Source organism: Stenotrophomonas sp. NPDC078853, assembly GCF_044901215.1.
In the GTDB taxonomy this organism is placed as follows: domain Bacteria; phylum Pseudomonadota; class Gammaproteobacteria; order Xanthomonadales; family Xanthomonadaceae; genus Stenotrophomonas; species Stenotrophomonas lacuserhaii.
Genome location: NZ_JBJDOQ010000001.1, coordinates 12,906 through 35,282, shown reverse-complemented (window position 1 = coordinate 35,282; position 22,377 = coordinate 12,906). Strand labels below are relative to the sequence as shown.

The window sequence follows — 22,377 nt, the reverse complement described above, 5'->3', positions numbered from 1 at the left end:
CGCACGCCACACCGCTCATCCTCAGGTACATCGCCAGCAAGCGTCAGTAGCAGCCGGTCCTGTCGCCGACGTACTGCTCCGGCTCACCATTCTGGCGGGTGCGTTCTGCGGCCAGCAGCACTTCCAGCACCACGCGCAGGCCCGTCAGCGAGCAGTCGGCATTGGCCAGCGCCATCTGCCGGCCACGCAGCTGATGCCGCTCTGGCCATGGCTGGCCGTTGGCGGCCACGCCCGAGCCGCTGCTGTACAGCAGCGCGATGAGGGTATTGGGCTCCACGGCAGGCCCGGCCGAGGGTGCCTCGTGGATGGGCTGTGGGGCAGGGGAGTAGGGGTTGGTCGTGGCAGGCCTCCTTTGGCCCCGCATACTTTGTGCCTGTACCGATACGCTCTGACCGGGAGTGGGGCAGACGCGCCAAGTGGATGGACGGGGCGAACCCTCGATGCTCCCTTCAGGTCTGCGCCTATCTGCTGCAATCAGAATGCACTGCGTGGCTGACGCCGCGCGCCACCCCATGGCACTATCCTGGATGCGTCAGGGACGCTTGATAAGTGGGGAGTACATGGGAAGTACACGAAGAGGCCCAACGACGGCCGATGTGGCTGGCTGGGGTTCGGCTGTCGTCACGTTTGGCTTGATTCAGGGCGCGCTCAATCTTAAGGCGTATTGGGGCCACTTTGGCCTTGATCCTTTTCAGTTTGTTGCAGTGAGCGAACTGGCGCTGGCCGGCCTGGCAGGCATCGGCATGGTGTTGTTTCTCATGCTGGTGGCCTTGCTGTTTAGCAGCTGGGTCGATGTGAAGCTGGCGAGCGGAGCCCCCAAAACCAAGCGGTTCGCTTGGCTGGGTCCAACGATCTTCTTCACTGGGCTAGGGGCGTTGCTTTGGTGGTCAAACGCGTGGCCTGTGCTGATAGGGCTTTTTCTCACGATCATCTGTGCGCTGGCCGTCCATCTCTCGCCAGTGATACCGGCCGCCGTGAAAGATTCCCCTTGGCTGATCTATGCCTTAGTGATGCTGGTCTATGTCTCGTTTGCTTCAAGCTGGCTTGGTTTCGAGCGCGCCAGCACGATTTCCTCTGGCGGCGGCAACTATGTGACAACGGTGACTGTTGATGAAAAGGTGCAGCGTGGCCTGAGCCTGATTGGGCGGCTTGGTGACAGCTATGCGCTGTGGGACCCGGCGCGGAAGACTGCCATGCTCGTGCCTGTTGGCGATGTTGGGAGGTTGGAGATTGTGCGAAAGAGCGTGATGCCTGTTGCTGCTGCCAAATAGGGCTCGGTTTCAGTGGACGTAACGTCACGCGCTTTCCGATCGATTGCTTGCGCAGGGCGTGCAGCTTATTTCGCTTGCTTGCTCTGTGCAGCCTCAATTGCAGCCCGCAAAAGGCCCTGGAGCCAAGCCGTTGCCCCCGGCCCCCAAGGCTGCTTTCCACTCAATGTCGAAGAGCACCACGCCCTAAGTGACCTGCAGGACGAACTGGATCTTTGGCGCCGTCATTGGACGGATCGGCGTCGTGACCGGATACACCAACGCCTAACCGCTGTTCCCGGCAATTCTGAGGGCGTCGGTGTTCGTCGCAGAGATTTGACGGCAAGCTAAGTCACTGATTTCTTGGGTCATAATTCTATCGCAACGCCACAATCTCCATGATCCAACGCAGATCTTTCTGTGCCTAGGATGCCAGTCGCAGACATTCCTTCCACTGGAAGGTCAGATGCCGACAATTCCGCCCTTCGGAGATCCGATGCAGACAATTCTGCATCTCAACGAACTAGTAAGGGGCGGTCCAGGTTTGGCAGGGAAGGATCCTCCATCCACTACACCTGACCGCCGGCTCTGCTTCGCTCCTTGCGGGCGCAGCCCAGCCACGCCAGAGTCAGAAGGCACGAGCTCCTTCTATGTCTGATCAACACCACTGGGCGGATCAGTGCGGCTTCATCATCGGTAGCAGAGCCGTCAAGTCGGCCGAGCAAGTGAAGGGCGGAGCTCGCGAAGCCGCGACCCAGTACCCGTTCGTATGCCCGCGCCAGGGCCTCGATCGCAGGGTTGTCAGACGGGAGGAGAGACATTGCCTGCGCGATCTCTCTTAGGACTGCCTGTGTGGGCCTACCCAATACACGGCCATCCAGGAACAGGTGCTCGCGGACTCTGTAGGCGGGGAGCAATACAACCGAAGCGCGCGAGGATGGCTGCCCCCCACCTTCCGAGGCCTCAGGCAAGCCTAAGCAGGCTCGCTCACGTGCCGAGAAGGTCGACTCGCGGAACTTCGCCGCAACTGAGGCCGTGATACGCGCCATCGGTCTTTCAAGCGCCTGAGGAAGCTCAAGAAAGAAGTCACGACCTGGCCCCATGGACGGGGCAAGGCGCGAGAACGCGGCCTTCTGGGAGCGAGCTTCGACGGATTGCCCATGACGTACGGTAGACGCCCTGATGAGCACGTCCGACGAGGCGTACTTCGGTCGGTACCAAGGGTAAGCCCTGCCGCGAAACAGGACTGCCGCCTCCTCGGCGGACGTCAGATCATCTCCCACCCCGATCAGCGTTCGCCGACCTCGACTCGCCCCGGCCCAGCGAAGGTATCGCTTTATCCAGCTGCCACGAAGGTCCTCGATCCTACCTTCTTCGTCAAGGGTATTCCGGCTCGAAACCGGGTCATGCCCGCATGGGCATAGTAGGGGAGGGGCATCGGAGCGAAAGCCATGCCATAGCGGTCTCGAGCAATGGTCGCACTGAGATGAGAGGGGTTGCGAGTGCCACGGACACCGGTTGACCCAAGGCATCTGGAACAACATCGAGTGATACCCAGTTTTCATGCACTCAGTACACCCCGACAGGTATGGACGCCAGTGCGTCGCAGAACCGCCGAATGCTTGCCAAGCAGTTGGCTGCCACAGTGGCGCGAGGATAGACGCAGCAGGAATTCTTGCCGCAATCGAAGTTCTGGCCTTTGCAGAGAGACAGAGCTGACGACACAAATCCTCGGTGTACCTTGGGCGAATGCCGAACGCACCATGACCATCACTGCAGTAAAGGCTATTGAATCTCAGCGTCTGAACAACGAATCCGAACGGGGAAATGCCGGCACTCCACGCTGGCGGTAGGTGGGCTACAGTTCTGACCTCACTGTCGCTATCCATTGATGCCTCCATCTGCTGTGAAAGTCAGCGCTCCCGATTCGCCATCAAAGGCAGCAAGATCCGAGAAGGCGACCGACATTTCAATGTCACTAGACGTGACCTCCTTGAAGCCAATTTTGCAGATGACCCTGGTCGCCAAGTAGTACGCAATGAGGCGCATAGCCTTGAGAGGCCACTCATCTTGACTGGAGTGCCCGGCTGCGGCGCGACAGCTGCAACCGGCATTCCAGATCTGCTCACTGAAATGCCGTAAACGGAACTCCCCGTCGTAGAGCTCTGGCGCAAGGCTCCTGGGCAAGGTAACGCCGGCTCCGGCGCTAGCCTCTACCTCGTCCTCGAAGCGCTCCAAGAACGTCTCAACGTCCAGGGCCCCTCGAATTCCATGCAGGCGATGGTAGCGGGTCAAGAAGCGCCCACGGACCTGAGGTGTGACCGTGGTTCTATTGATCTCTTCGCGCCGGCTGGAAGTGTGATTGTCCTGAAACAGGAAGATGACAAAGAGCGAAATGCCCTTCTTCTCCAGCGCGTTATCGATTGTAATGAAATGTTGAAAGGCGGCTTGCTCCAGCAAGTTTGCATCATCGGCGATGAAGAATAGCGATCCGCCGCCTGCAGACCTGAGCATCAGATCAACGGTATTAACGATCCTCTCGATCTTTCGGTCAGCAGCCTGGTGGGAGATCACTTGTGAGCCGAGCTGTGAAATGAACCAGTCCAGGAATGCGGACTCTCCAGGACCAAGCACCCGGAGGTTTGCCTGCTTGGCCACGTATTTGCATTCTGTCCATTCAGTGTTTGCGCAGATGAACTGCGCGAGGGTACTTTTTCCGAACCGGGTCAGCGAATGAAACCCGATACCGCGGTAGTCAACCTCAAGTGCGGAGATGATCTTGGTCAGAGCATCTTCCATGCCGCGGGTCGGGATGATGGGCTCTCCTTTGTAGTTGAACGTTGTCATTGCTTCGGCCCCTTCCTGCCCAAGTTGACCCGGCCGGTAATGGGTACGAACAAGTCCTCAGCAGGTGCTCGCTGTTGGCCGGTCTCGGCCAAAGGCAGTGTCGTTTCCTTAGCCACCGGTGAAGCCTCAGATGCCGCATCTAGGTCACGCCGGTGTCGCGTTGCTGCAAGCGCAGCGCCGTGCTCTGAGCTGAAGTTCCTTCTTACATGCTCCCTGTACGCGATGACCGCATCTTCTGCACCACTGATCTCGAAGCCATCCGTTCGGCTTCGGCGTTGGATTAACCGCCTAAGCGCAAGGCTATGCGGTGAGCGACCCCAAGGGCGGAGCGCCCTCAGGACTACGAACAGCTCTCCTGACGCGGTGTATAGATGCAAGAACCTTCCATCGTGGATGTCGACCTCTGCCGCGAATTTCTGGCCTAACAAGTCCCACCTGTTCTTCATTGATGCGGCTCGATACTTCGCGTGCCCAAAGCGCGCATAGGGCTGACGCCTCTTACGTCGATCTCCACGAATGGTTACGGAGAAGTTGTGCTTCGAAAGTGACCGAGCCCGATCCTCGTGATCCTTGGTGGCAAACAGCCATCCGCCAGACGCTGCAAAAGACTGAAGCGCCTCGACTGGCGTGCGGTTCTGGAGCGTGTTGATCGGCGATATGTTAGAAGCCGCGATCGTGACATCCATGAGATCTTCGAGTGCCGTGGGCTGCATTGGGAAGTTCTCGAATTTGTAGCCATTCGTTTTGGTCGCATCGGACAGCTCGCCCGCCGGCCGGAACCCGCCTGGCAGCTTTCGGACCACCGCTTCTTCCATCCGCTTGTTCCACGCTTCGAGGTGACCACGCGTTTCAGGAACATGGCTATGCCCAAGATGAATGACACCCATCAGCTCCGACGCCATTCGCAACCTATTGACCTTCAATTTGTGAGCCATCGCATTGTCGACACTCGTAATTGCTCCCGTTGCCACAAATCCAATGACGGACAAGGATCCGATGCACGCCCCTGGCTCATAGTTCATTGAGGGCACAACGAGGTCACGAACGGACCTTTCTCGCAAGCTTTCTGCGCATGCCGCGTTGAATTCGGTTCCGTTGTAGTTGGTGGAGAAGGAGAGCCACCAGCTAGAGCAGAGCCGCATCAGCGCGAAGTAGCCGACTATCAACCACGTCTTCGTGATCGTTTGGAAGAACGGGTTCCCATCCGCGTCCTCGCCTTCAACATTGAAATTCGTGTCCAAAGAGTGTCCATCGAACTGCACCCAGTCACCCATCTGTAGCGCAAACACTTCGTTCAGCTGGCTGGCTAGGGTTGCGTCCTCTATCTCGAAGCCATCATCTACAAACGGAGAGCCTTGACGCAGTCTTTTTAGGTACTGCAGGACGCTTCTCCTCGCACATGATTTGTCGTTAGCTGGATAGCGATCTGCCGGAACCGACTTCTGCACAGTCTTCTTCAGTAGTTTGAAGAATCGATCAAACTTGGGGCTGCGCTCATTTCTCGAAGGCAGTGGGCCGGCGTAGCCTATGAGCATTTCTTCGAATTCCGGGAGCTTTCTCAGGAACGAATTGAATGCTCCCGGTCCCGCAGCGGCTGGAAATTCTGCGGCAAGGCGTTGGCTGGTATTTCTTACTCTGTATGGCAGGCAGGCGCGCCAACCCCACGGCCGCCCATCTGGGGACGTCTGCTGTGTGTTTCGCAGCGTCAATGCAAGCGTCTTGGCGTTCAGCCCGTGACGCTTCGCGACCGCAGCGATCGAGGAGCCTGCGACGACGGCATGAACTGCGTCAACGCGAGCCTGGTAGGACTTGAGTTGGTTTGAGGTCAGCCCTTGAGGACTAAGCAGATCCCAGGACAGTAGCTCCTCGCGACTCACCCCGCTCATGGGTTTGCTCCCAGCGTAACTGACGACGAGGTCCGAAGCCTCTCATTGAAGTTGATCGCCAGGTCCCCGCGATGTACCAGAAGACAGGTCGCACTGCGAATATCCCGCCAATCGAACGTCGGGCGCAGGCTCGTTTCGATTGCATGGAAAGAGCTGACGGGGTGCCTTCTCATGTGGGTCATCACTGCGTCAATGAAGACACTGATTCCTCGCGACCGTCTAGCTGCCTGCACATAAGGAAGCAGCTCAAGTCGCGTGGCATTGGCCACCCGTGCTGCAAGAATGGACTGCAACTTCCGGATTGCAAGGTCCAAACCCGCACGCTGTGAAGCTTCCATCAGTTCGGCGCAAAACTGCTGTTCGGCGCGGAGCGCCGGAACAGTGGCGGCGGCCTGTCTGCGGAATACGATGAAGCTTTCGGTGCCACACTTCCTGGAGATCCAGAAGCAGAGCTCAACATCTCGGCCACGCACCAGTAATGTTCTAGGGCGCTCAACGTAGGTTGCCACGCTTGGATCAAACTCCAGATCCAGCGCCAAGGCCAAGCGGCATGGTTCCACGACAGCAACCAGGCGTTGGTTATTCCTTGGTGACTGGTAGTAGTAGGCGTCCAGTCTGGTGGATTCAGAGGGCGTGAGTGGGCGAGCGGTGTACGCCTCCTTGCTAGACGCGGGCGGGGTGTCTGATGAGGTGACTGAAGGGTGGGGAAGACTAGCCATGACGCCTCTCCCATTGAATCCCTAGCCGGTGGCCGGCAGGGGAGGCGGTGACCGGAGGAGCGGCAAGGGCATGGCACCGAAACTGAAAGAAGCGAGCCGCGTACCCAGCTAGCCAGTCATGGTGACTGTTCGCGGCAGTCATCACGGGGTAGTGGCGGGTGATGCCGCGCAGAGTGGCGACTAGCCGGCTTCGGCGTACAGGCCAAGCGGCATAAGAAGTTTCGGTGGGGCGCAGGTTGGGGTGATTGACCCGAGCAGTGTCGAACATTACCGGGCAGGCAGCTCCTGAAAGCATGGTTTTCTCCGGATTAGGTGCACGGTGGCACCACACCGCGAGGGACGGGGCGGGCCAGGGCGCAACCTTCACTCGGGTCGGCATATGCCGGCCCATGTAAAGGCAACACCTGTCTGGCCGACCATCACTGGCGGCTTGACTTCGCGGAAGAAATGAAGGAGCCTAAACCTGTTGGTGTTTAGTACTTCCTACCTCTCGCTCTTTCGAGAGGCTAATGCCCTCGTTGACGCGGGGGCATTGTCATTTCCAGGGGTCAGAGAGGGCGGTTTCAGCTCATGCTCAGGGCTTCCTGGTGGGTTGGGAAATGCGGCTAGCCGCCGGACGATGCCTTCGCAGAATCCACGAAGGCGGCAACATCGACAGTGTCGGCAAACCAGCCGCGGCGCTTGGGCAGCAGGAACATTTGGAAGGGCAGCGACCCGCGTGCGCGCGCCTTGGCCAACGACGCAGTGCTCTTGTAGCCAAGGATCCTTGCGGTCTGGGCCGCAGACAGAACAGCGCCGAAGGTGCGCAGGTACTTCGTTTCGAGCGAGTCTTCGGACATCTGCCGTACTCAGTCGTGGTCTGGCCGCGCAAGGTCGCGCACTGACAACAACTCTACTCGTGCGCGCAACCCCCTGCAATATGGCTAACATATTGATTGCAATGCACTTAATTGCGGGCAATTAGGCGTGGAAGCACTTTCAAATCGCATGGTTGGGAATGCGAAATTGCGCCGGTTGGGCTTTCAAAGCTTGAAAGCTTGCGGTTGAGTTCCTCGTGTCATTAGCGACCGCTTGTGAGGAGCTAGGAGACACCCCGGTAGCGTTCGACTCCTGCAACGTTCCGAAAAGCGATCTCCCTTGAGGAGCGCCCCCCCCATGGATAGGGCATCCAGAGCCGGTGCTTAGCCGGAAGATCAAATCAGAAAGCATGATGCACTGGGAATCGCGGAGTAGAGGGCGGCGTAGAAGACGCAGTCGAGCAGAAGACTCGGACGCCGGGTTGTGAGGTGCTTTGGGCCGGAAGTTGTCCTCCGCCAAACGCGGGAGGAGGCATCCAGCTTCATGATTAGGATTCGTTATCGGGGGTAGGGTAGATGCCCACTTCTGGCCGAAGTCGGACATCTGCGAGATGGATTGCCGCCGCTGGGACGTATGCCGGCGAGGGCGACATCACGCACGCCGCTTCCCTCGATCCGGTGAGGCAGTCGTTCCATGGACGTACTGTCGAGCTGGTGGCTCGATGGGGTGCAATGGCGATGGATGAGGACTGTATGAGGGAAAGACCCTGGCGACCGTCGGCCCTCTTGTTTCCCGAAAGCCAAATGCAATGGCTGCCAAGGGGTGACGCCCCCACCTGATTCGAGGGGGATTCATTCAATCAAGGTGCCATGGTGCCGACTTTACCGGATCGATAGCGTGCTGCTACTTTACAGGCGGTGGCAGCAGGGTAATGAGCGCCATCCAAGGTGCAATGGTCAGGGCGGTAGCGAGGTAAGACCTCTTCAAGCACTTGAACTTAGCGACCAGGATCTTGGAATTCCTCCAGCATTGGCCCAACACGTCGCGCTCAAACCCATCCAGCGTTCTGGTTTCACACGCGCGCAGGAACTCAGACTCGGTCATTTTTTCGATTCGACTAAAGAAGATCAGCGAATTGGATCCGCCGCGAAGATCGGGAAAATAGCCCAACCACAGGTTCCAGAAGCTCAAAGTGAGGGGCGTCAGGAACAGCACGCCAACGACTGAAACAAGCAGGGTGAGATCTTCTGGCTTGGGGATTCGGGTGGAGAGCATCGCCAGCATGCCCAGGTTGATGCCCAGACCCACCGATAGCTTCGTGTCCACTCGCGAGAAGAAGCCAAGAACGAGTTGAAGCTGCTGCCATGCAGCGTTAACGCGGTCGCTTTGATTTGGCTGGCGGTCGCCAGTATCTCGAACTTCTTGCATGTTGAGGGTTCTCTTTCTTCGTGCATCCGACTTGCTTGCGCCGGATGGCGTTGCGAAGACCGCATGTCTCCAAGGTCCCGCAGCAAGCCATTCCCGCTGCAGCGCATTGATCAAGGAAGGCCCTGTCGGCTAGCGCGCAGCGGTGCCGCTCCAGGACATAGGTCGCCAGAGCTTCGGCGTGGTCCGCGCATTCCGCTGTCGTGCGCTTCGGTCGGCAACCGCAGGGGCAGGCCAGCTTTCCGGAAATCAGGGAATTGCTGCGAAGTGAAACGCGCGCAATCAGTTGATCGCCACGCCACAGCTCCAGTCGACGCTTTCCCGGCCGCACATCTTGCCGGACTTCGAACAGACCGGCTTGCGCCGCCGCCTTGAATTCTGGGCCCAGGCATTCGGCCGCCTGCTCCGCGATAGCTTGATGCTTGGCCGCGTCGCCATGGGCGCGGCCGTTTTCTGCACCTGGGAAGACCCTGCGTACATTCGCGCTGATTTGATGGGCCAAGAATCGATACACCGTCGACCACCACTGTCTGGCTGCCGCTTCGTCGATAATGTGCCCCGGCTTACCGTCACCCCATCCCAGGCAGAAGCTTTGGTTGGGGTTGATGTGTCTGTCAGGGCAGAATTGCGGAAGTTGGTGGTGTCCTGGGGCTTCCTTAGCAGACACGTGCTCCCCGGCGATGGAGATCGCCAGGGTGAAAACATGCACAGCCCCGCCTGGACGAGTGACCGAGATCTCAGCCCTCCCTCCGCCTGCGGCGCGATGCAGCGTGGCACCGTAGTCCGATGCCACGCCTTGCAGCAATTCGAAGGCCAACGCCATCAGTGGATATCTGAGTGCGGGCGGATCGGCTGTTCAAGGCCGGGAACCACCGCGGGGGCCGCCTCTGCGTAATGGGCCGCCAACACCGCCTTGGCCACTGGGTCACCCGACGCGGCCAGTTCTTCCACCGCTGCCGCGTAATCGAGGTTGGCCACCTTTCGGTCAGATGCGAACACTCGACGAACTGCGTCGGTACCGGCGTTGTAGGCCTTCTCACCGATCGCGGTCTGCACGCCATCGCACTGCCGCTGTTCGGCCTCCGAGGCCAGCACCGCCCTGCCGGTTGCGCAGCGCACCAAACTGCCCTTCATTCCCAGCCGGGACAGTGCCAGCGGCCCAAGCTCAAAGCCGATGGCCAGACCCAGCTCCTCGGTGATCGAACCCTCGGAGTTCAAGTAGTCAATGGCCACGGCGAAGCTGCTGCGAAGTGCGCCTGCGCACTGTACAGCTGTACTCACCGTCGCTTCGGTGTCGGTCTCCTTTGAGGTACCTTCCAGCAGCACGCCTTGCAGGCAATCGCCGATAAAGCGAATGCGCCGCCCGGCAAAGTCCAAGTGCACTACCGCATCCAGCTCTGACCGCAGCACGTGGAGAGCGCGTACCAGATGCTGCGGATCCTCATCCAGATGCTTATCTACGAAGTTGGTGAAGCCGTCGATGTCTGCATACAGCGACACACCCTCGAAGCGCTTGGACTTGGCAGCGCTAAGCAGGCTGAAGTCCAGATCGGAAATCGGCGGGGTAGGGCGGCTGAATTCGAATTCGCCAATGGGCAGGTCCTCCTGCTCCTCCTTCCAGAGCTCTATGATCCGCGTCTTGGAAACGCCCAAGCCTGCCGCCTCAACGCAGGCCGCCACCTGATCCTGGGTCAGCGGCGTGGTGCGGTCTTTGTCGCCGCTCAGCGCCGGCAGCTCGAGCAGCGCCCGTGCACCATGGGTGAGGTAAATGCCCTCCGCCACGCCATGGCCGGCGCACTTGGCGGCCTGATTTGCCGGGGAGCCCAGGAAGAGCGGCTCGCGGCTGGCGCGGCGACCGTTGTTGACGGCCAGTGCCAGCCCGCTGTCGATACCCACACGGACCTGTGCATTAGGGATGTGCTCATCCGTATCGCCCGTTTCGGCCAGAACGTCGATGGTCAGCTGGGCAATGGCCACCGCGCGCTCGATCCGTGCGCGCTCATCGGCATCGCCATAGGGCTTGGTGACCACCGCATGCAACCGTTGGTTGTGGAAATCCACGCGGACCGTCTCACTCTCGACCAGGAGGCGGTGGACGGCGCGGTAATGCTGATTCAGGAAGCGGAGAGCGCGCTTGTGGCACGTTTCCCCTTCAACATTGGTGCAGTTGAGCATGTCCTGCAGATTGACGATGTCGATGTAGACATGCGCGCCGTTAACCCGATAGGCGCGGTTGACCGCGATATTGTCCAACGAGGTCTCGCGCGTGTAGTCACGAATATCGACCTTACGGACTTCCTCGTAACGCGTGGTAAGGCGCTTCTTGGTGCGGTCTTCCTTCCAGCTATGTCCCATCGTCCTGCTCCCTGCGGCCAAATGGAGACCGAGCCGGAGCGGGTCGCGTCGCTCTCGGGCCGGGCACCAACCGGTTTTCGGCTGGTTCATTTGTCGTATATTGGGAGCCAGTTCACACTTTCAAGGGAGGGAAGGTATGGGGGCGAGCATTATCGAGCGACTTTCTGCCGACGGCGGCAGGCGACTGGTGGCGGCCTTGGCCGAGTTCCGCACCCTGGCGGGGCTGGAGGCTGCTGCCACGCAGCTGGCTGAGGCCGGGGAACTGCTGGAAGTCGCGGCTGGCGCGTCCTTCATCACGCAAGAAGATGCCGAAACCGACGTGTTTTTCATCGTTGCCGGTGCGGTGGACGTGATCGTCAATGGCAAGGTGGTCAATACCCGCCGAGTCGGGGAACACGTGGGGGAGATGGCAGCCATCGAGCCGACCCAGTTGCGTGCGGCCACCATTACCGCCACCGAGCCCACAGTGGTGTTGAAGGTGCCTGAAAGCGATTTCAGTCGCGCTGCCGATGCACACCCATTGATCTGGCGGCGCTTGGCAGCTGCTCTGTCGCGCCGGCTGAAGGAGCGTAACCGAATGATTACGGCCCCCCGCGAACGGGTCCGGGTCTTCGTGATGTCCTCGGTGGAGGCGCTGCCGGTCACCCGCCTGCTGGTGCAGCATTTCGAGCACGATCCCTTCCTGACGGTGGTCTGGGACCACGGCGTTTTCCGCGCGGCCAACTACACCCTTGATGAGCTGGAGGCCCAGCTGGAGCAGGCGGACTTTGCAATTGCCGTGGCGCATGCCGACGACATGGTGATCAGCCGCGGTGACGAGTGGCCGGTCATGCGCGACAACGTCGTCTTTGAGCTGGGCATGTTCATTGGGTTTCTGGGACGTCGGCGCGCCTTCCTGATGGAGCCGCGCGAAGACAAGCTGAAGCTGCCGAGCGATCTGGCGGGGCTGACTACCGTTCCTTACCGATACAAACCTGGTGCCGATGCCCGTGCCTTGCTGGCACCGGCGTGCGAGCAGATCCGCGCCCGGATTCTCGCCGCTGGACCGAGAGACTGACCATGACAGTGCTGGAAGAGATGACGGCAGCAGTGGAAGCGATCACGCAAAACCAATGGTCAACCCGACAGGGCCAGGTCGTGCCCGATCCTGAGGATCTGCGGCTCGGCAACGACGCAGTCGAGTTTGATCGCGCCACGGTCCTGTACGCAGACCTTAAAGGCTCCACCAAGATGGTCGATGCCGAGCATTGGTGGCTGAGCGCGGAGATCTACAAAGCGTTCCTGCATTGCGCCGCCACCATCATCAAGAAGGAGGGCGGCAAGATTACCTCCTACGACGGTGACCGCGTCATGGGTATCTGGGTCGGTAACCGGCAAGCCACGCCAGCGGCCAAGGCAGGGTTGAAAATAAACTACGCGGTCAAGAATATCGTCGTGCCGGCACTGCGGCGCCAGTATCCGCACTGGGCCGGCACCGTGAAGCAGGTGGTCGGAATCGACAGTAGTAGAGGGTCGGCAGGGAATCGTTACGTACAGGGCCAAAAACCGCCTAAGCGATTGAAACAAAATCATAATTTCCTTGTCCCGATAGCGGATCTCCCCGTCTATGGGGCCTGTTCAAGGACTTTCGCTGTATAGCTCAGCGGCGCCACTTCCCTATCAAGGTCGAGATGGTAGTCGCCGAAGCGATTGATGTGGCTGGTCCGATACGGCGACAGGCCGGCCAGGATCTCGGGCGTCAGTTCAATCCCCTCCTTCCGCATCTCAGCCAAGGTGCGGCTCATGCCCTCCACGTTGTGGAGGATGATCATGTTGGCGACCAGCTGGCTGTACTTGATGATCTTGCGCTGCTCGTGTTGGACGTTCTCAGCAATGATCCCCTGGCTGCCAAAGAAGACCCACTTCACGAAGCCGTTGTACTCCTCGCTCTTGTTGGTCGCAGCATGGATCGTTTTGCAGATCTCGTTGTCATCAATGTAGCGCAGCAAGAACAGCGTTCTGACGGCCTTGCCAAGTTCCCGGAAGGCGAAGTACAGCTTGTTCTTCCGACTATAGGTGCCCAGCCGGCGCAGGATCGAGGACGCGGTGATCTTGCCCAATCGGATCGAGATCACCACCCGCAGCATGTCGTGGAGATGGGTGGCGATCAGTTGCCAGTCGATGCTGTCTCCGAACAATGCCTGGATGTTCTTATAGGCCCTGCCAGGTTCGGGCCGGAAGAAATTCAGATCCTTGATGTTTCGTATCCTGGGCATCAGCTGGATGCCCAGCATGTGGGCCAGACCGAAGACCGGGTAGCTTTGGGCCTGCGTGTCGCCATGGACGATCTCAGGCTGGATGTCGGACGTGTTGGCCAGCAGGCCGTCGAGGATGTAGATGCCCTCGTGCACGCCACAGGGAATGAAGTGACTGAACAACGCCACGTATTTGTCGGATACGTGGTAGTAGCCGATGCCACCGTAACCGCCGTAACGGATGTGGTACTCCGACAACAGGTTGTCCTCGTAGACGCTCCATTTGGTGCCATCTGCTGAGGCGCTCTTCCCGCTGCCCCAATAGCCCGGCAAGTCGAATTTGTTGTAGGTATTGATGACCTCCACGATGGCCTTCTCAAGCACATCCTCGGTCACGTATTTGAGGTTGAGCCAAGCGACCTGGCGCCGACTGAAACCCTTGATCGACCGCGCCGTCTGCGTCGGCCCCAGGTTGCAGCCATAGCAAAATAGCGTGGTGATCACACGTCGGGGCAGATCTTCGACTTGGCTCTCGGTACCGGCGATCGGGCGGAAGAAACGGTGCAGATCCAGCCATTGGCTGGCATCGATCAGGACATCTACGATGCTGGACTCTGGGAGCCGTTCGGCGATGAGGCGATCCACGGCGGTAATCGCGCTGGAGACTTCGGCCCGTTGCCCCTTCCGCAGCACCAGGCGCCCATCTAGGATGTCCGCATGCGCGTTTTCCGGGAAACGCGCGTCAACCTCATCGGCCAAGGCGGTCAATTGTGCACGCAACCCCGCCACGAAAGACTCGGCGTCGGTGGGCAGGCCTGACACCTGACCATAGGCTTCCAGTTCCTGGGCCAAGGTGGCTTCATCGACCAGCTGCTCGCGGTAGTCGTCAAACCGTTCGCTGCTGGGAATGAAGAGATCTCCGGATTTCAGCTCGTCTTTGACCTGCACCAGCACGGCCACCTCAAAATACTTCCGGTGCATCCAGCCGGCGCCGGCCGCGCTGGCCCGCTTGCCGAACACGTGCTGACGCCAGAGCTTGGACATCCAGTCGAAGTCCTTTTCCGGGTCCAAACCGAGGGAAGCGACCTCGATCAGCTCACGGCGCTGGTTGCGCAGCGAGAGCACGGCTGCGATCAACGGCTCCATGCCGGCATCGTGGCTGGTCGCCCGCAAGTTCATCAGCTCAAGCCCATTGAACAGCAGCGGCCTGACCGCGCCATAGGGCTGCAGCATGAAAGGCAGGTAATTCTTCCCGGCGTAGGCCATATGTTCTTCGCATTCGGCCAGCAAGGTCGACACTTCCGCTTCCAGGCTGTTGTCGATGGCATCCACGCGCTGACTATCGCTGCCGTCGAGCTGATAGGCCTGCAGGATCTCCTTGAGCTGGCCGATGAGGAAGTCGGCCCGCTTGGCATGTTCGAGCTGGTAAGCCAGCAGCTTCTGCTGGGCCGTGTTCTCCAGCCCGCGCACCTGCTTGATGAACAACTCGGCTGCATCATCCAGCGTCTTGGCGTGCTGGGAGCGAATGAAGATGGTGGCCAGCGCATAGCGCTTGTCCTCAGCCAATTCGGCCAGTTCGCTGGCGTCATAGGCCCGAGCCATTGCACGGAATTGCTTGAGCTTGGGCACCGGCACATCGATGGGAGGCAGTTGGTCAGCCAACTGCTGCAGCATGCGGATGTGCTGCAGATAAAAACGAACTTCCTTGTTGGTCGGCCGGCCAGGCTCGCGCTTGAGCGATTGCCAGCCAGTAAATCTGGAGCCTTCCGGTGCGCGCAGCAATTCGTCAATGAGCGTGCGTGTGGCAGGCGTCAGTGCGTGGCTGATGCTGCGGTAGTACCCCAAATTGACCCGCTCGCGTGCGCCAATGGCGGCCAGCTCCAAGGTGCGGAAGCCTGGCAGTTCGTAGCGGTGGTGCACCAGCTCTTCGAGCAGGACGTTCACGATGTCCGGGATAGTGTGCTTGGTCTGGGCTGCTCCGGTGGCCACTGTGTCCAGCCAAGACAACCCAGCTTTGTCCAAGGGACGCACCCCAATGAACTGCCGCAGCTGCGGCATATGCCGGCGCTGGCTGCCGGAGGCGTCATAGCGTTCGAGCTGGTCGGTGTCCAATACGCGCCCGAGTCGGGCGGCCTTGGCGATGTGCTTCCGGATCCGCTCGGGCACTTCGGCCAACACTGTGAGGTAACCCAAGCGCTGGAAGAGCTTGAGATGGATCAGTACCGCCAGTTGCGGACCCGGCTGGGTGGTCAGCTGCTTGGCGAATGCAATCTCAGCGGCGGTGGGGGTAGAGATCTCCTCCAGTTCCTTGGCGGTGGGATCAGGCTTCAGTCGCGGGTAGGCGGTCTCGTGAAGGGTAGCCATTGGATCCGGAGGTTATGAGGGGATCAATCCCAGTGCCGGCCGTCGTCTGTATTGAGAGACGCTTCCAGGAAACACTGGTGCGTATCGGCCATGCGGTGCATGTCATCGAGCAACGTGGCCAGGATTTCATCCAGATCCCGATCGGGATCGGTGGGAACAGTTAACCGGTACTCGCTGCTGGCGGTGTTCAGACGCACTGCCTGGAACGGAGCCAAGCAGATCTCTTCAATCCGGCCCCGGGCCTTGGCCGCGCCGCGGCCCGCGCGGGCAAACGGGGTCAGCACCATGCGCAGACGGAGCTGCAGCGCAGATTTGCCCTCGGGTGCCGGCAGTGCCATCGCCGGTACCGGCGCGGTTGGACTGGGTAGGCTCGCTTCAATGCGGTCCCGGGCAAACGGGTCACGCCCATCCAGGTAGCGCATGGCCGACTGCACATCGCGCCAGCCCACGTACTCCATCAACGCCTTCATGTCCCAGCCTTGGTCGTTGGCCCAACTGGCAAAGCCGCGGCGCAACGAATGGCTGCTGTGGAGCCCCGCATCGGCAAAGCCGGCACTGGTCAGCAACTCGCGTAGCAGGCGCACCAAGCTATTGGGATGGAGGCCTTCGGCGCTCACCTGGCCCCATTGGTTGACCGCCCGAAATACCGGTCCTTCCTGCAGGTCGGCCGCCTGCAGCCACACCTGGGTCGCCTCCACCGGGCACAGCCGCGACAACGCCGGCACCTTGTAGGTAACGCCGGCCGCTCGGCGATCGCCCTTGCTGCGCGGCAGGAAACAGGTCATCCCCTGTCCCGGCACCAGCGTGAGATGGGCCACGTCCAGACGCAGCAGTTCATCGCCGCGAAAGCCACGCCAGAATCCGAGCAGCACCAGCGCTCGGTCCCGTTGGTGGCGCAGCGCTGCCGCTCCGTCGCCCCGCGCGCGTGCCGCCGCGATCGCAGCGGCCAGCCAGTCGTCGAGCTCGACCAGCCGCCGAATCTGAAGCGGCGCGGCTTGCTTGACCTGCCCGGGGTGCAGGGTCTGGATGCCTTTGAGCACCTTGCGCACCAGCGGCGACCGGGTGGGATCGACAAATCCGTGGTCGCGGTGCCAAGAGGCGATGGCCGCCAGGCGTTGGCGAAGGGTGCTGGTGGCCAGGGTCTGCGCATACGCGGCCAGGTATCGGGCCACGCTGTCAGGTGTCGCTGGGAGGTGGCCTTGCCACTCGACTTCAAAGTGCCGCAGCGCCGACGCATAGCTGCGCACCGTGTTCTGGCGCGTGGCCGCATCGAGGTAGCGGTCCAGTTCGGTCACTGGCGCGTGGCCTCCACAGCGACCGGCTGCCGCAGGGTCGACAGGATGGTGCATTCCGCCCGCTGCCCACCGTGGCAACTGGCAATCACCCGTTCCAACTCGCTGGCCATGCGCTGCAGGTCGGCCATGCGCGCCCGCACGTCGGTCAGATGGCTGCGTGCCAGCCGATCCACGTCCCCGCACGAAAGCTCCTCATCGCCGGCCAGCTGCAGCAGGCTGCGGACCTCCTCTAGGCTGAAGCCTAGGTCCCGGCCGCGCGCAATGAAGCGCAGCCGCTCGATGTCGGCCGGGCCATAGACCCGGTAGCCATTGCCCGAGCGCCCCGGGCGCGGCAGCAGGCCGATCCGCTCGTAATAGCGGATCGTCTCCAGGTGGCATCCACTGGCGTCGGCAGCCTCACTGATTTTCATTCGTAGTACGCTTGACTCCGTAGTAGCTACGGACTTTACCCTCACCTGCTGTGTCATGCCAGCGGCCCGCCCGGGCCCGGCTTCCCTGCGACTGGAGATGTTCCGATGAGTGATTGCGGCTGCCACCACGAGGCCAAGAATGCGCAGGAGCGGCGCGTCCTCTGGATCGCCCTAGCGTTGAACGCGGCGATGGCCGTGATCGGCGGCATCGCCGGCTGGATTGCCCATTCCACTGGCCTACTGGCCGACGCTCTGGACATGCTGTCCGATGCCACCGCCTATGCCATTGGCCTGGTCGCTATCGGGCGCACGGCGCGATTCAAGGCCAATGCCGCGTGGGTCAGCGGCAGCGTGCTGCTTGTGCTGGGTGTGGGCGTGTTGGTTGAGGTCGGCCGTCGCGTGATGTACGGCGCCGAGCCGGTCAGCGGCTGGATGATTGGCACCGCCCTGCTGTCGCTGGCGGTCAATATGACCGTGCTGCGCATGCTGGCGCCGCTAAAGTCCGGCGAAGTGCATCTGCGAGCGACGTGGCTGTTCACGCGGGCCGATGTGGTCGCCAATGTTGGGGTGATCCTGGCCGGTCTGTTGGTGTGGTGGCTGGCCAGCCCGTACCCGGATTTCGTGATCGGCGCCCTGATCGGCCTGTATGTGATCAAGGAAGCCTTCGAGATTTTGGGTGATGCCCGCCGGGCACGTGCCGACGCGCGCAAGACGGCTGCATGACCAGGTTTGGCCGGCAGGGCTCGGGCCTGCGCTGGCTTCTGCTGGCGCATCTGGCCGTGGGCCTGGTGACACAGCCGGTGCTGGCCCTGGTCGGCGAGCTGCATGCCCAAACCCACCTGGTCACTGCCGACCGCGGCCCGGCAGTGGCGCCGCCAGCTTCCGAGCGTGGCGTAGACGCCGCCCTGCACCGGCTTCAGCAGCTGGTGCTGTGTTGCGGCCAAGCCGTGCCGGCACCTGAGATCCTGCTGGCCGTGGCGGACATCGGCCGGTATTTGCCCGTACTGAACGCCGATACGCCGACGTATCCGCACGCGCACCCGATTGCGCCATTCCGACCGCCGATCGCAGGGTGAGGTCCGCCGGCATGCGCCGGCACCCTGTCGATATCGAGAACCTTCGGAGTACTTCCATGCATGTGCGATTGGCGGCGATAGCCGCATGGCTGCTGTTGGGCGGCGCAATGGCGACGCCGGCGTCGGCCGCCGAGTTGATGACCTTGGACGACGCGTTTGCGCGTGTGGCCCAAACCCACCCCGAGCTGCGCCTGGTCGATGCTCGGGCCAACGTGCTCGCTGCCGAGCGCGATCAGGCGGTGCAGCGCCCACCGTGGACGGTCGGTGCAGAGGTCGAAAACGCTTTGGGCACTGGCGCAGCCCGCGGCCTGGACAGCGCGGAACTGACCTTGAGCCTGAGCTCGGTCCTGGAGCGCGGCGGCAAGCTCGACGCCCGCCGCACCTTGGCCCAAAGCCGGATTGATGCACTGGCCGTGCAGCGGGAGACCGGTCGGCTGGACCTGCTCGCCGAGACGGCGCGGCGCTATCTGGCCGTCGTCGGTGCCGACCGGCAACGCAGCCTGGCGGACAAGGATGTTGGCCAGCGCCAGCGAACCGTGGCCGCTGCCCGGCAGCGCCTGGAGGCTGGCGCGTCGCCCGAGTCGGTGCTGCTGACTGCGCAGGCGGCGCTGGCGCGCGCAGAGCTGACCCGTGATCGCGCCGAGCAGCAGCGAATCGCCGCCCGTCAGCATCTGGCCGCACTGTGGGGCGAACGGGCTCCCAGCTTCGAGGTGGCCGCAGCCGATCCGATGACCTTGCCCGCGATCGCGTCCATGCAGACATTGGCCGAGGAACTGGAGCGCACTCCCGAGCTGGCGCAATTTGCCGACGCCGGCCGGATCGCGCAGGCGCGACTCCAGCTGGCGCGCTCGGCGGCCTCGCCAGACTTGTCGTGGCAGCTGGGCGTGCGCCGCCTGCAGGAGACTGACGACACCGCGCTGGTGGCCAGCCTGTCCATGCCGCTGGGCAGCCGCAGCCGTGCGCAGCCAGAGATCCGCGCCGGCGAAGCCGAACTGGAGGTGCTGGCAATCGAGCGCGAGGCCAAGGGCCTGTCGCTGTATTCCACGTTGGTCGAGGCCCATGGCCGCTATACCGTGGCGCAGGCCGAGGTTGCACGGCTGCAAGGCGACGTGCTGCCGAAGTTGGCCCGGGCCGAGCAGGCCGCCGAGCGCGCCTATCGCGCCGGCGCGATCAGCTACCTGGAATGGGCACAGTTGCAGTCCGAACGCACGGCCATGGCCCAGCAGCAGCTGGACGTGGCGCTCGATGCGCAGCGCGCCCTGATCGAAATTCAACGACTGACCGGCCAAGCGCTTGTAACGCCGCCGTCGGCCGCTTCCATTGGAGAAACCCCATGAATCGCTTTTCCTGGACCGCACTGGGCATGGCCCTGATGATGCTGGCCGCCTGCAACGCGTCGGCCCCCAACGAAGCGTCCGAAGGCGGCGCCGCCGCTGAGGGCGAAGAGCACGGCGAGCACGAGGAAGCGCCGCTGGAAACCAAGATTGCCGCCAAGGCGGCGCAGGCGGCGGGTATCCAGGTCGCGCCGGCAGGCCCCGGTGAGATTGCCGATGAGCATGAGGTGCAAGGGCTGTTGTCCCCGATTGACGGTCGCATCGCGCAGGTCACGGCACGCTTCCCCGGGCCGGTCCGCTCCGTGCGTGCGGGCGTGGGTGATCAGGTACGTGCCGGCCAGGCACTGGCCACGGTGGAGAGCAACCTGAGCCTGACGACCTATACCGTCACCGCGCCGATTAGTGGCGTGGTCATGGCGCGCACGGCCGCCGTGGGCATGGCGGCCGCTGAGGGCGCGCCACTGTTCGAGGTCGCCGACCTGTCCACCCTGTGGGTGGACCTGCACATCTTTGGGGCCGACGTCCAGCACATCGGTGCCGGCGTGCCGGTGACGGTCACCCGCTTGAGCGATGGCGTCACGGCGCAGACCACCTTGGAGCGCGTCCTGCCCGGCACCGCCACCGCCAGCCAAAGCACCATTGCGCGCGCCACCGTGGCCAACACCGATGGCCTGTGGCGTCCGGGTTCGGCGGTCAAGGCGCGGGTCACCGTGGATCGCCAATCGGCGGCGCTGGTGGTGCCAATCACCGCGCTGCAGACCGCAGAAGACCAGGACGTGGTCTACGTGCAGCAGGGCGAAACCTACCACACCCGGCCGGTGAAGCTGGGGCGCCGCGACGCCGAACGCGCCGAAGTGCTGGAAGGCCTCAAGGCCGGTGAACAGGTGGTGGTGGCCCAAAGCTTCCTGATCAAGGCCGACATCGAAAAGTCCACCGTGGAAGAGGAATGAGGCCCGCCATGCTCGAACGCCTCATTGGGCTGTCCATCCGCCATCGCTGGCTGACGCTGGTGCTCACCGCTGCGCTGGTTGCGCTGGGCGTGTGGAGCTACCGTCACCTTTCCATCGACGCCACGCCGGACATCACCAACGTCCAGGTCCAGATCAACACCCAGGCCCCGGGTTACTCGCCGCTGGAGGCTGAGCAACGGGTGACCTTTGCCATTGAAACGGCCATGGCCGGCCTGCCCAAGCTGGACTACAGCCGCTCGCTGTCGCGGTATGGGCTCTCACAGGTCACCGTGGTGTTCAAGGACGGCACCGACCTGTACTTTGCCCGCCAGCAGGTCGCCGAGCGCCTGCAGCAGATCGCTTCCCAGCTGCCCGACGGATTGGACCCGGAAATGGGGCCGATCTCCACCGGGTTGGGCGAGATCTTCATGTACACCGTGGAGGCCGAGCCCAACGCTCGCAAGCCCGACGGCACCCCGTACACCGCCACGGACCTGCGCACCCTGCAGGACTGGGTGATCCGGCCGCAGCTGCGCACCACGCCCGGCGTCACCGAGGTCAACACCATCGGCGGTTTTGAGCGGCAGATCCACATCACCCCGGACCCGGCCCAGCTGGTGGCCCTGGGCTTCACGTTGAACGACGTGGTCGCGGCGGTCATGCGCAACAACCAGAACATTGGCGCTGGCTACATCGAGCGCAATGGACAGCAATTCCTGGTGCGCGTGCCCGGCCAGCTGGCCAATCTGGAGGCGATCGGCAACATCGTGCTGGACCGCCGCGACGGCGTGCCCATCCGGGTGCGCGATGTGGCCAGCGTGGGCGAAGGCAAGGAGCTGCGCACGGGCGCGGCCACCCAGAATGGCCATGAGGTCGTGGTCGGTACCGCCTTCATGCTGTTCGGCGCCAACAGCCGGGAGGTCTCCCAGGCAGCCGCGGCCAAGCTGGACGCTGCCAACGCCAGCTTGCCTGCCGGCGTGCATGCCAAGGCCGTCTATGACCGCACCGCGCTGGTGGATCGCACCATCGGCACGGTGTCCAAGAACCTGATCGAGGGCGCGCTGCTGGTGGTGGTAGTGCTGTTCCTGCTGCTGGGCAATGTGCGCGCCTCGTTGATTACCGCGGCGGTGATCCCGTTGGCGATGCTGTTCACGATCATCGGCATGGTGCGTGGCGGCGTATCGGGCAACCTGATGAGCCTGGGCGCGCTGGACTTCGGCCTGATCGTGGACGGGGCGGTGATCATCATCGAGAACTGTCTGCGCCGGTTCGGGGAGGCGCAGCACGCGCTGGGCCGCCAGCTCAATGATGAAGAGCGCTATGACCTGACCGCCTCGGCCACCGCCGAGGTGATCCGTCCCAGCCTGTTTGGCCTGGGCATCATCGCCGCGGTCTACCGCCGATCTTCGCGCTGTCCGGGGTGGAAGGAAAAATGTT

18 protein-coding genes and 1 pseudogene are annotated in these 22,377 nt (G+C 62.0%); 8 read left to right on the top strand and 11 right to left on the bottom strand.

Going from position 1 to position 22,377, the window contains the following annotated elements:
- Positions 1–58 precede the first annotated feature (58 nt).
- A pseudogene (locus ACI2JH_RS00155) lies at positions 59–364 on the bottom strand (hypothetical protein); the annotation flags it as partial.
- Positions 365–560: 196 nt separating this feature from the next.
- Between ACI2JH_RS00155 and ACI2JH_RS00150 the strand changes: the two are divergent.
- The gene (locus ACI2JH_RS00150; RefSeq protein WP_404735292.1) at positions 561–1,271 is read left to right on the top strand and encodes a hypothetical protein; all 711 of its coding nucleotides are present in this window, start codon (positions 561–563) and stop codon (positions 1,269–1,271) included.
- 1,857 nt (positions 1,272–3,128) lie between these two features.
- On the opposite strand, the gene ACI2JH_RS00145 is transcribed toward ACI2JH_RS00150, so the two are convergent.
- The 7 genes from ACI2JH_RS00145 to ACI2JH_RS00115 all read right to left on the bottom strand — a co-directional run bounded on the left by ACI2JH_RS00145 (position 3,129) and on the right by ACI2JH_RS00115 (position 11,277).
- Complete coding sequence (locus ACI2JH_RS00145; RefSeq protein ID WP_102789240.1) at positions 3,129–4,094, bottom strand: hypothetical protein; 966 nt, start codon at positions 4,092–4,094, stop codon at positions 3,129–3,131.
- Positions 4,091–5,629, bottom strand: coding sequence for a hypothetical protein (locus tag ACI2JH_RS00140; RefSeq protein WP_102789239.1), 1,539 nt, complete (start codon positions 5,627–5,629; stop codon positions 4,091–4,093). Before ACI2JH_RS00140 ends, ACI2JH_RS00145 begins: the two co-directional genes overlap by 4 nt.
- 347 nt (positions 5,630–5,976) lie before the next feature.
- Positions 5,977–6,525 carry a hypothetical protein gene (locus tag ACI2JH_RS00135; protein ID WP_146027615.1) on the bottom strand — a complete coding sequence of 183 codons (549 nt, stop codon included), beginning with the start codon at positions 6,523–6,525 and terminating at the stop codon, positions 5,977–5,979.
- A gap of 779 nt (positions 6,526–7,304) precedes the next feature.
- The gene (locus ACI2JH_RS00130) at positions 7,305–7,538 is read right to left on the bottom strand and encodes a hypothetical protein (protein ID WP_102789238.1); all 234 of its coding nucleotides are present in this window, start codon (positions 7,536–7,538) and stop codon (positions 7,305–7,307) included.
- A gap of 862 nt (positions 7,539–8,400) precedes the next feature.
- A complete protein-coding gene (locus ACI2JH_RS00125) occupies positions 8,401–8,925 on the bottom strand; it encodes a Pycsar system effector family protein (RefSeq protein ID WP_182338177.1) in 525 nt (174 codons plus the stop codon).
- Positions 8,870–9,745, bottom strand: a complete 876-nt coding sequence (locus ACI2JH_RS00120) for an E2 domain-containing protein (protein ID WP_220466564.1) — start codon at positions 9,743–9,745, stop codon at positions 8,870–8,872. Before ACI2JH_RS00120 ends, ACI2JH_RS00125 begins: the two co-directional genes overlap by 56 nt.
- The gene (locus tag ACI2JH_RS00115; RefSeq protein WP_102789236.1) at positions 9,745–11,277 is read right to left on the bottom strand and encodes an adenylate/guanylate cyclase domain-containing protein; all 1,533 of its coding nucleotides are present in this window, start codon (positions 11,275–11,277) and stop codon (positions 9,745–9,747) included. Before ACI2JH_RS00115 ends, ACI2JH_RS00120 begins: the two co-directional genes overlap by 1 nt.
- 136 nt (positions 11,278–11,413) lie before the next feature.
- Between ACI2JH_RS00115 and ACI2JH_RS00110 the strand changes: the two genes are divergently transcribed.
- The gene (locus ACI2JH_RS00110; RefSeq protein WP_102789235.1) at positions 11,414–12,334 is read left to right on the top strand and encodes a TIR domain-containing protein; all 921 of its coding nucleotides are present in this window, start codon (positions 11,414–11,416) and stop codon (positions 12,332–12,334) included.
- Positions 12,335–12,336: 2 nt separating this feature from the next.
- Positions 12,337–12,915, top strand: a complete 579-nt coding sequence (locus ACI2JH_RS00105) for an adenylate/guanylate cyclase domain-containing protein (RefSeq protein ID WP_174704360.1) — start codon at positions 12,337–12,339, stop codon at positions 12,913–12,915.
- Here the strand turns inward: ACI2JH_RS00105 and ACI2JH_RS00100 are convergent.
- Genes ACI2JH_RS00100 through ACI2JH_RS00090 form a run of 3 tightly spaced genes read right to left on the bottom strand, consistent with a single transcriptional unit; the run spans position 12,882 to position 17,580 of the window.
- On the bottom strand, positions 12,882–15,875 hold the full coding sequence (locus ACI2JH_RS00100) for a Tn3 family transposase (protein WP_074058973.1): 2,994 nt from the start codon (positions 15,873–15,875) through the stop codon (positions 12,882–12,884). The genes ACI2JH_RS00105 and ACI2JH_RS00100 overlap by 34 nt on opposite strands.
- Positions 15,876–15,898: 23 nt before the next feature.
- Complete coding sequence (locus ACI2JH_RS00095) at positions 15,899–17,170, bottom strand: site-specific integrase (RefSeq protein WP_102789687.1); 1,272 nt, start codon at positions 17,168–17,170, stop codon at positions 15,899–15,901.
- The gene (locus ACI2JH_RS00090) at positions 17,167–17,580 is read right to left on the bottom strand and encodes a helix-turn-helix domain-containing protein (protein ID WP_017160757.1); all 414 of its coding nucleotides are present in this window, start codon (positions 17,578–17,580) and stop codon (positions 17,167–17,169) included. The genes ACI2JH_RS00095 and ACI2JH_RS00090 overlap by 4 nt, the downstream gene beginning before the upstream one ends.
- Before the next feature lie 105 nt (positions 17,581–17,685).
- Here ACI2JH_RS00090 and ACI2JH_RS00085 point away from each other — a divergent pair, with 105 nt between their 5' ends.
- The 5 genes from ACI2JH_RS00085 to ACI2JH_RS00065 form a co-directional block, all read left to right on the top strand.
- Entirely contained in the window at positions 17,686–18,303 is a 618-nt protein-coding gene (locus ACI2JH_RS00085; RefSeq protein ID WP_182338178.1) for a cation transporter, read from the top strand.
- Positions 18,300–18,656, top strand: coding sequence for a hypothetical protein (locus ACI2JH_RS00080; protein WP_404735072.1), 357 nt, complete (start codon positions 18,300–18,302; stop codon positions 18,654–18,656). Before ACI2JH_RS00085 ends, ACI2JH_RS00080 begins: the two co-directional genes overlap by 4 nt.
- Positions 18,657–18,712: 56 nt before the next feature.
- Positions 18,713–19,993 carry a TolC family protein gene (locus tag ACI2JH_RS00075; protein ID WP_217539259.1) on the top strand — a complete coding sequence of 427 codons (1,281 nt, stop codon included), beginning with the start codon at positions 18,713–18,715 and terminating at the stop codon, positions 19,991–19,993.
- Positions 19,990–20,940, top strand: a complete 951-nt coding sequence (locus tag ACI2JH_RS00070) for an efflux RND transporter periplasmic adaptor subunit (RefSeq protein ID WP_182338181.1) — start codon at positions 19,990–19,992, stop codon at positions 20,938–20,940. The genes ACI2JH_RS00075 and ACI2JH_RS00070 overlap by 4 nt, the downstream gene beginning before the upstream one ends.
- Before the next feature lie 8 nt (positions 20,941–20,948).
- Positions 20,949–22,377, top strand: a 1,429-nt coding sequence (locus ACI2JH_RS00065; RefSeq protein WP_404735071.1) for an efflux RND transporter permease subunit, incomplete at its 3' end; no start/stop codon positions are given.

Coding starts and splice junctions, on each gene's coding strand:
- ACI2JH_RS00150 (WP_404735292.1), top strand. CDS start 561: ATGGGAAGTACACGAAGAGGCCCAACGACGGCCGATGTGGCTGGCTGG.
- ACI2JH_RS00145 (WP_102789240.1), bottom strand. CDS start 4,094: ATGACAACGTTCAACTACAAAGGAGAGCCCATCATCCCGACCCGCGGC.
- ACI2JH_RS00140 (WP_102789239.1), bottom strand. CDS start 5,629: ATGCTCATAGGCTACGCCGGCCCACTGCCTTCGAGAAATGAGCGCAGC.
- ACI2JH_RS00130 (WP_102789238.1), bottom strand. CDS start 7,538: ATGTCCGAAGACTCGCTCGAAACGAAGTACCTGCGCACCTTCGGCGCT.
- ACI2JH_RS00125 (WP_182338177.1), bottom strand. CDS start 8,925: ATGCAAGAAGTTCGAGATACTGGCGACCGCCAGCCAAATCAAAGCGAC.
- ACI2JH_RS00120 (WP_220466564.1), bottom strand. CDS start 9,745: ATGGCGTTGGCCTTCGAATTGCTGCAAGGCGTGGCATCGGACTACGGT.
- ACI2JH_RS00115 (WP_102789236.1), bottom strand. CDS start 11,277: ATGGGACATAGCTGGAAGGAAGACCGCACCAAGAAGCGCCTTACCACG.
- ACI2JH_RS00110 (WP_102789235.1), top strand. CDS start 11,414: ATGGGGGCGAGCATTATCGAGCGACTTTCTGCCGACGGCGGCAGGCGA.
- ACI2JH_RS00105 (WP_174704360.1), top strand. CDS start 12,337: ATGACAGTGCTGGAAGAGATGACGGCAGCAGTGGAAGCGATCACGCAA.
- ACI2JH_RS00100 (WP_074058973.1), bottom strand. CDS start 15,875: ATGGCTACCCTTCACGAGACCGCCTACCCGCGACTGAAGCCTGATCCC.
- ACI2JH_RS00090 (WP_017160757.1), bottom strand. CDS start 17,580: ATGAAAATCAGTGAGGCTGCCGACGCCAGTGGATGCCACCTGGAGACG.
- ACI2JH_RS00085 (WP_182338178.1), top strand. CDS start 17,686: ATGAGTGATTGCGGCTGCCACCACGAGGCCAAGAATGCGCAGGAGCGG.
- ACI2JH_RS00080 (WP_404735072.1), top strand. CDS start 18,300: ATGACCAGGTTTGGCCGGCAGGGCTCGGGCCTGCGCTGGCTTCTGCTG.
- ACI2JH_RS00075 (WP_217539259.1), top strand. CDS start 18,713: ATGCATGTGCGATTGGCGGCGATAGCCGCATGGCTGCTGTTGGGCGGC.
- ACI2JH_RS00070 (WP_182338181.1), top strand. CDS start 19,990: ATGAATCGCTTTTCCTGGACCGCACTGGGCATGGCCCTGATGATGCTG.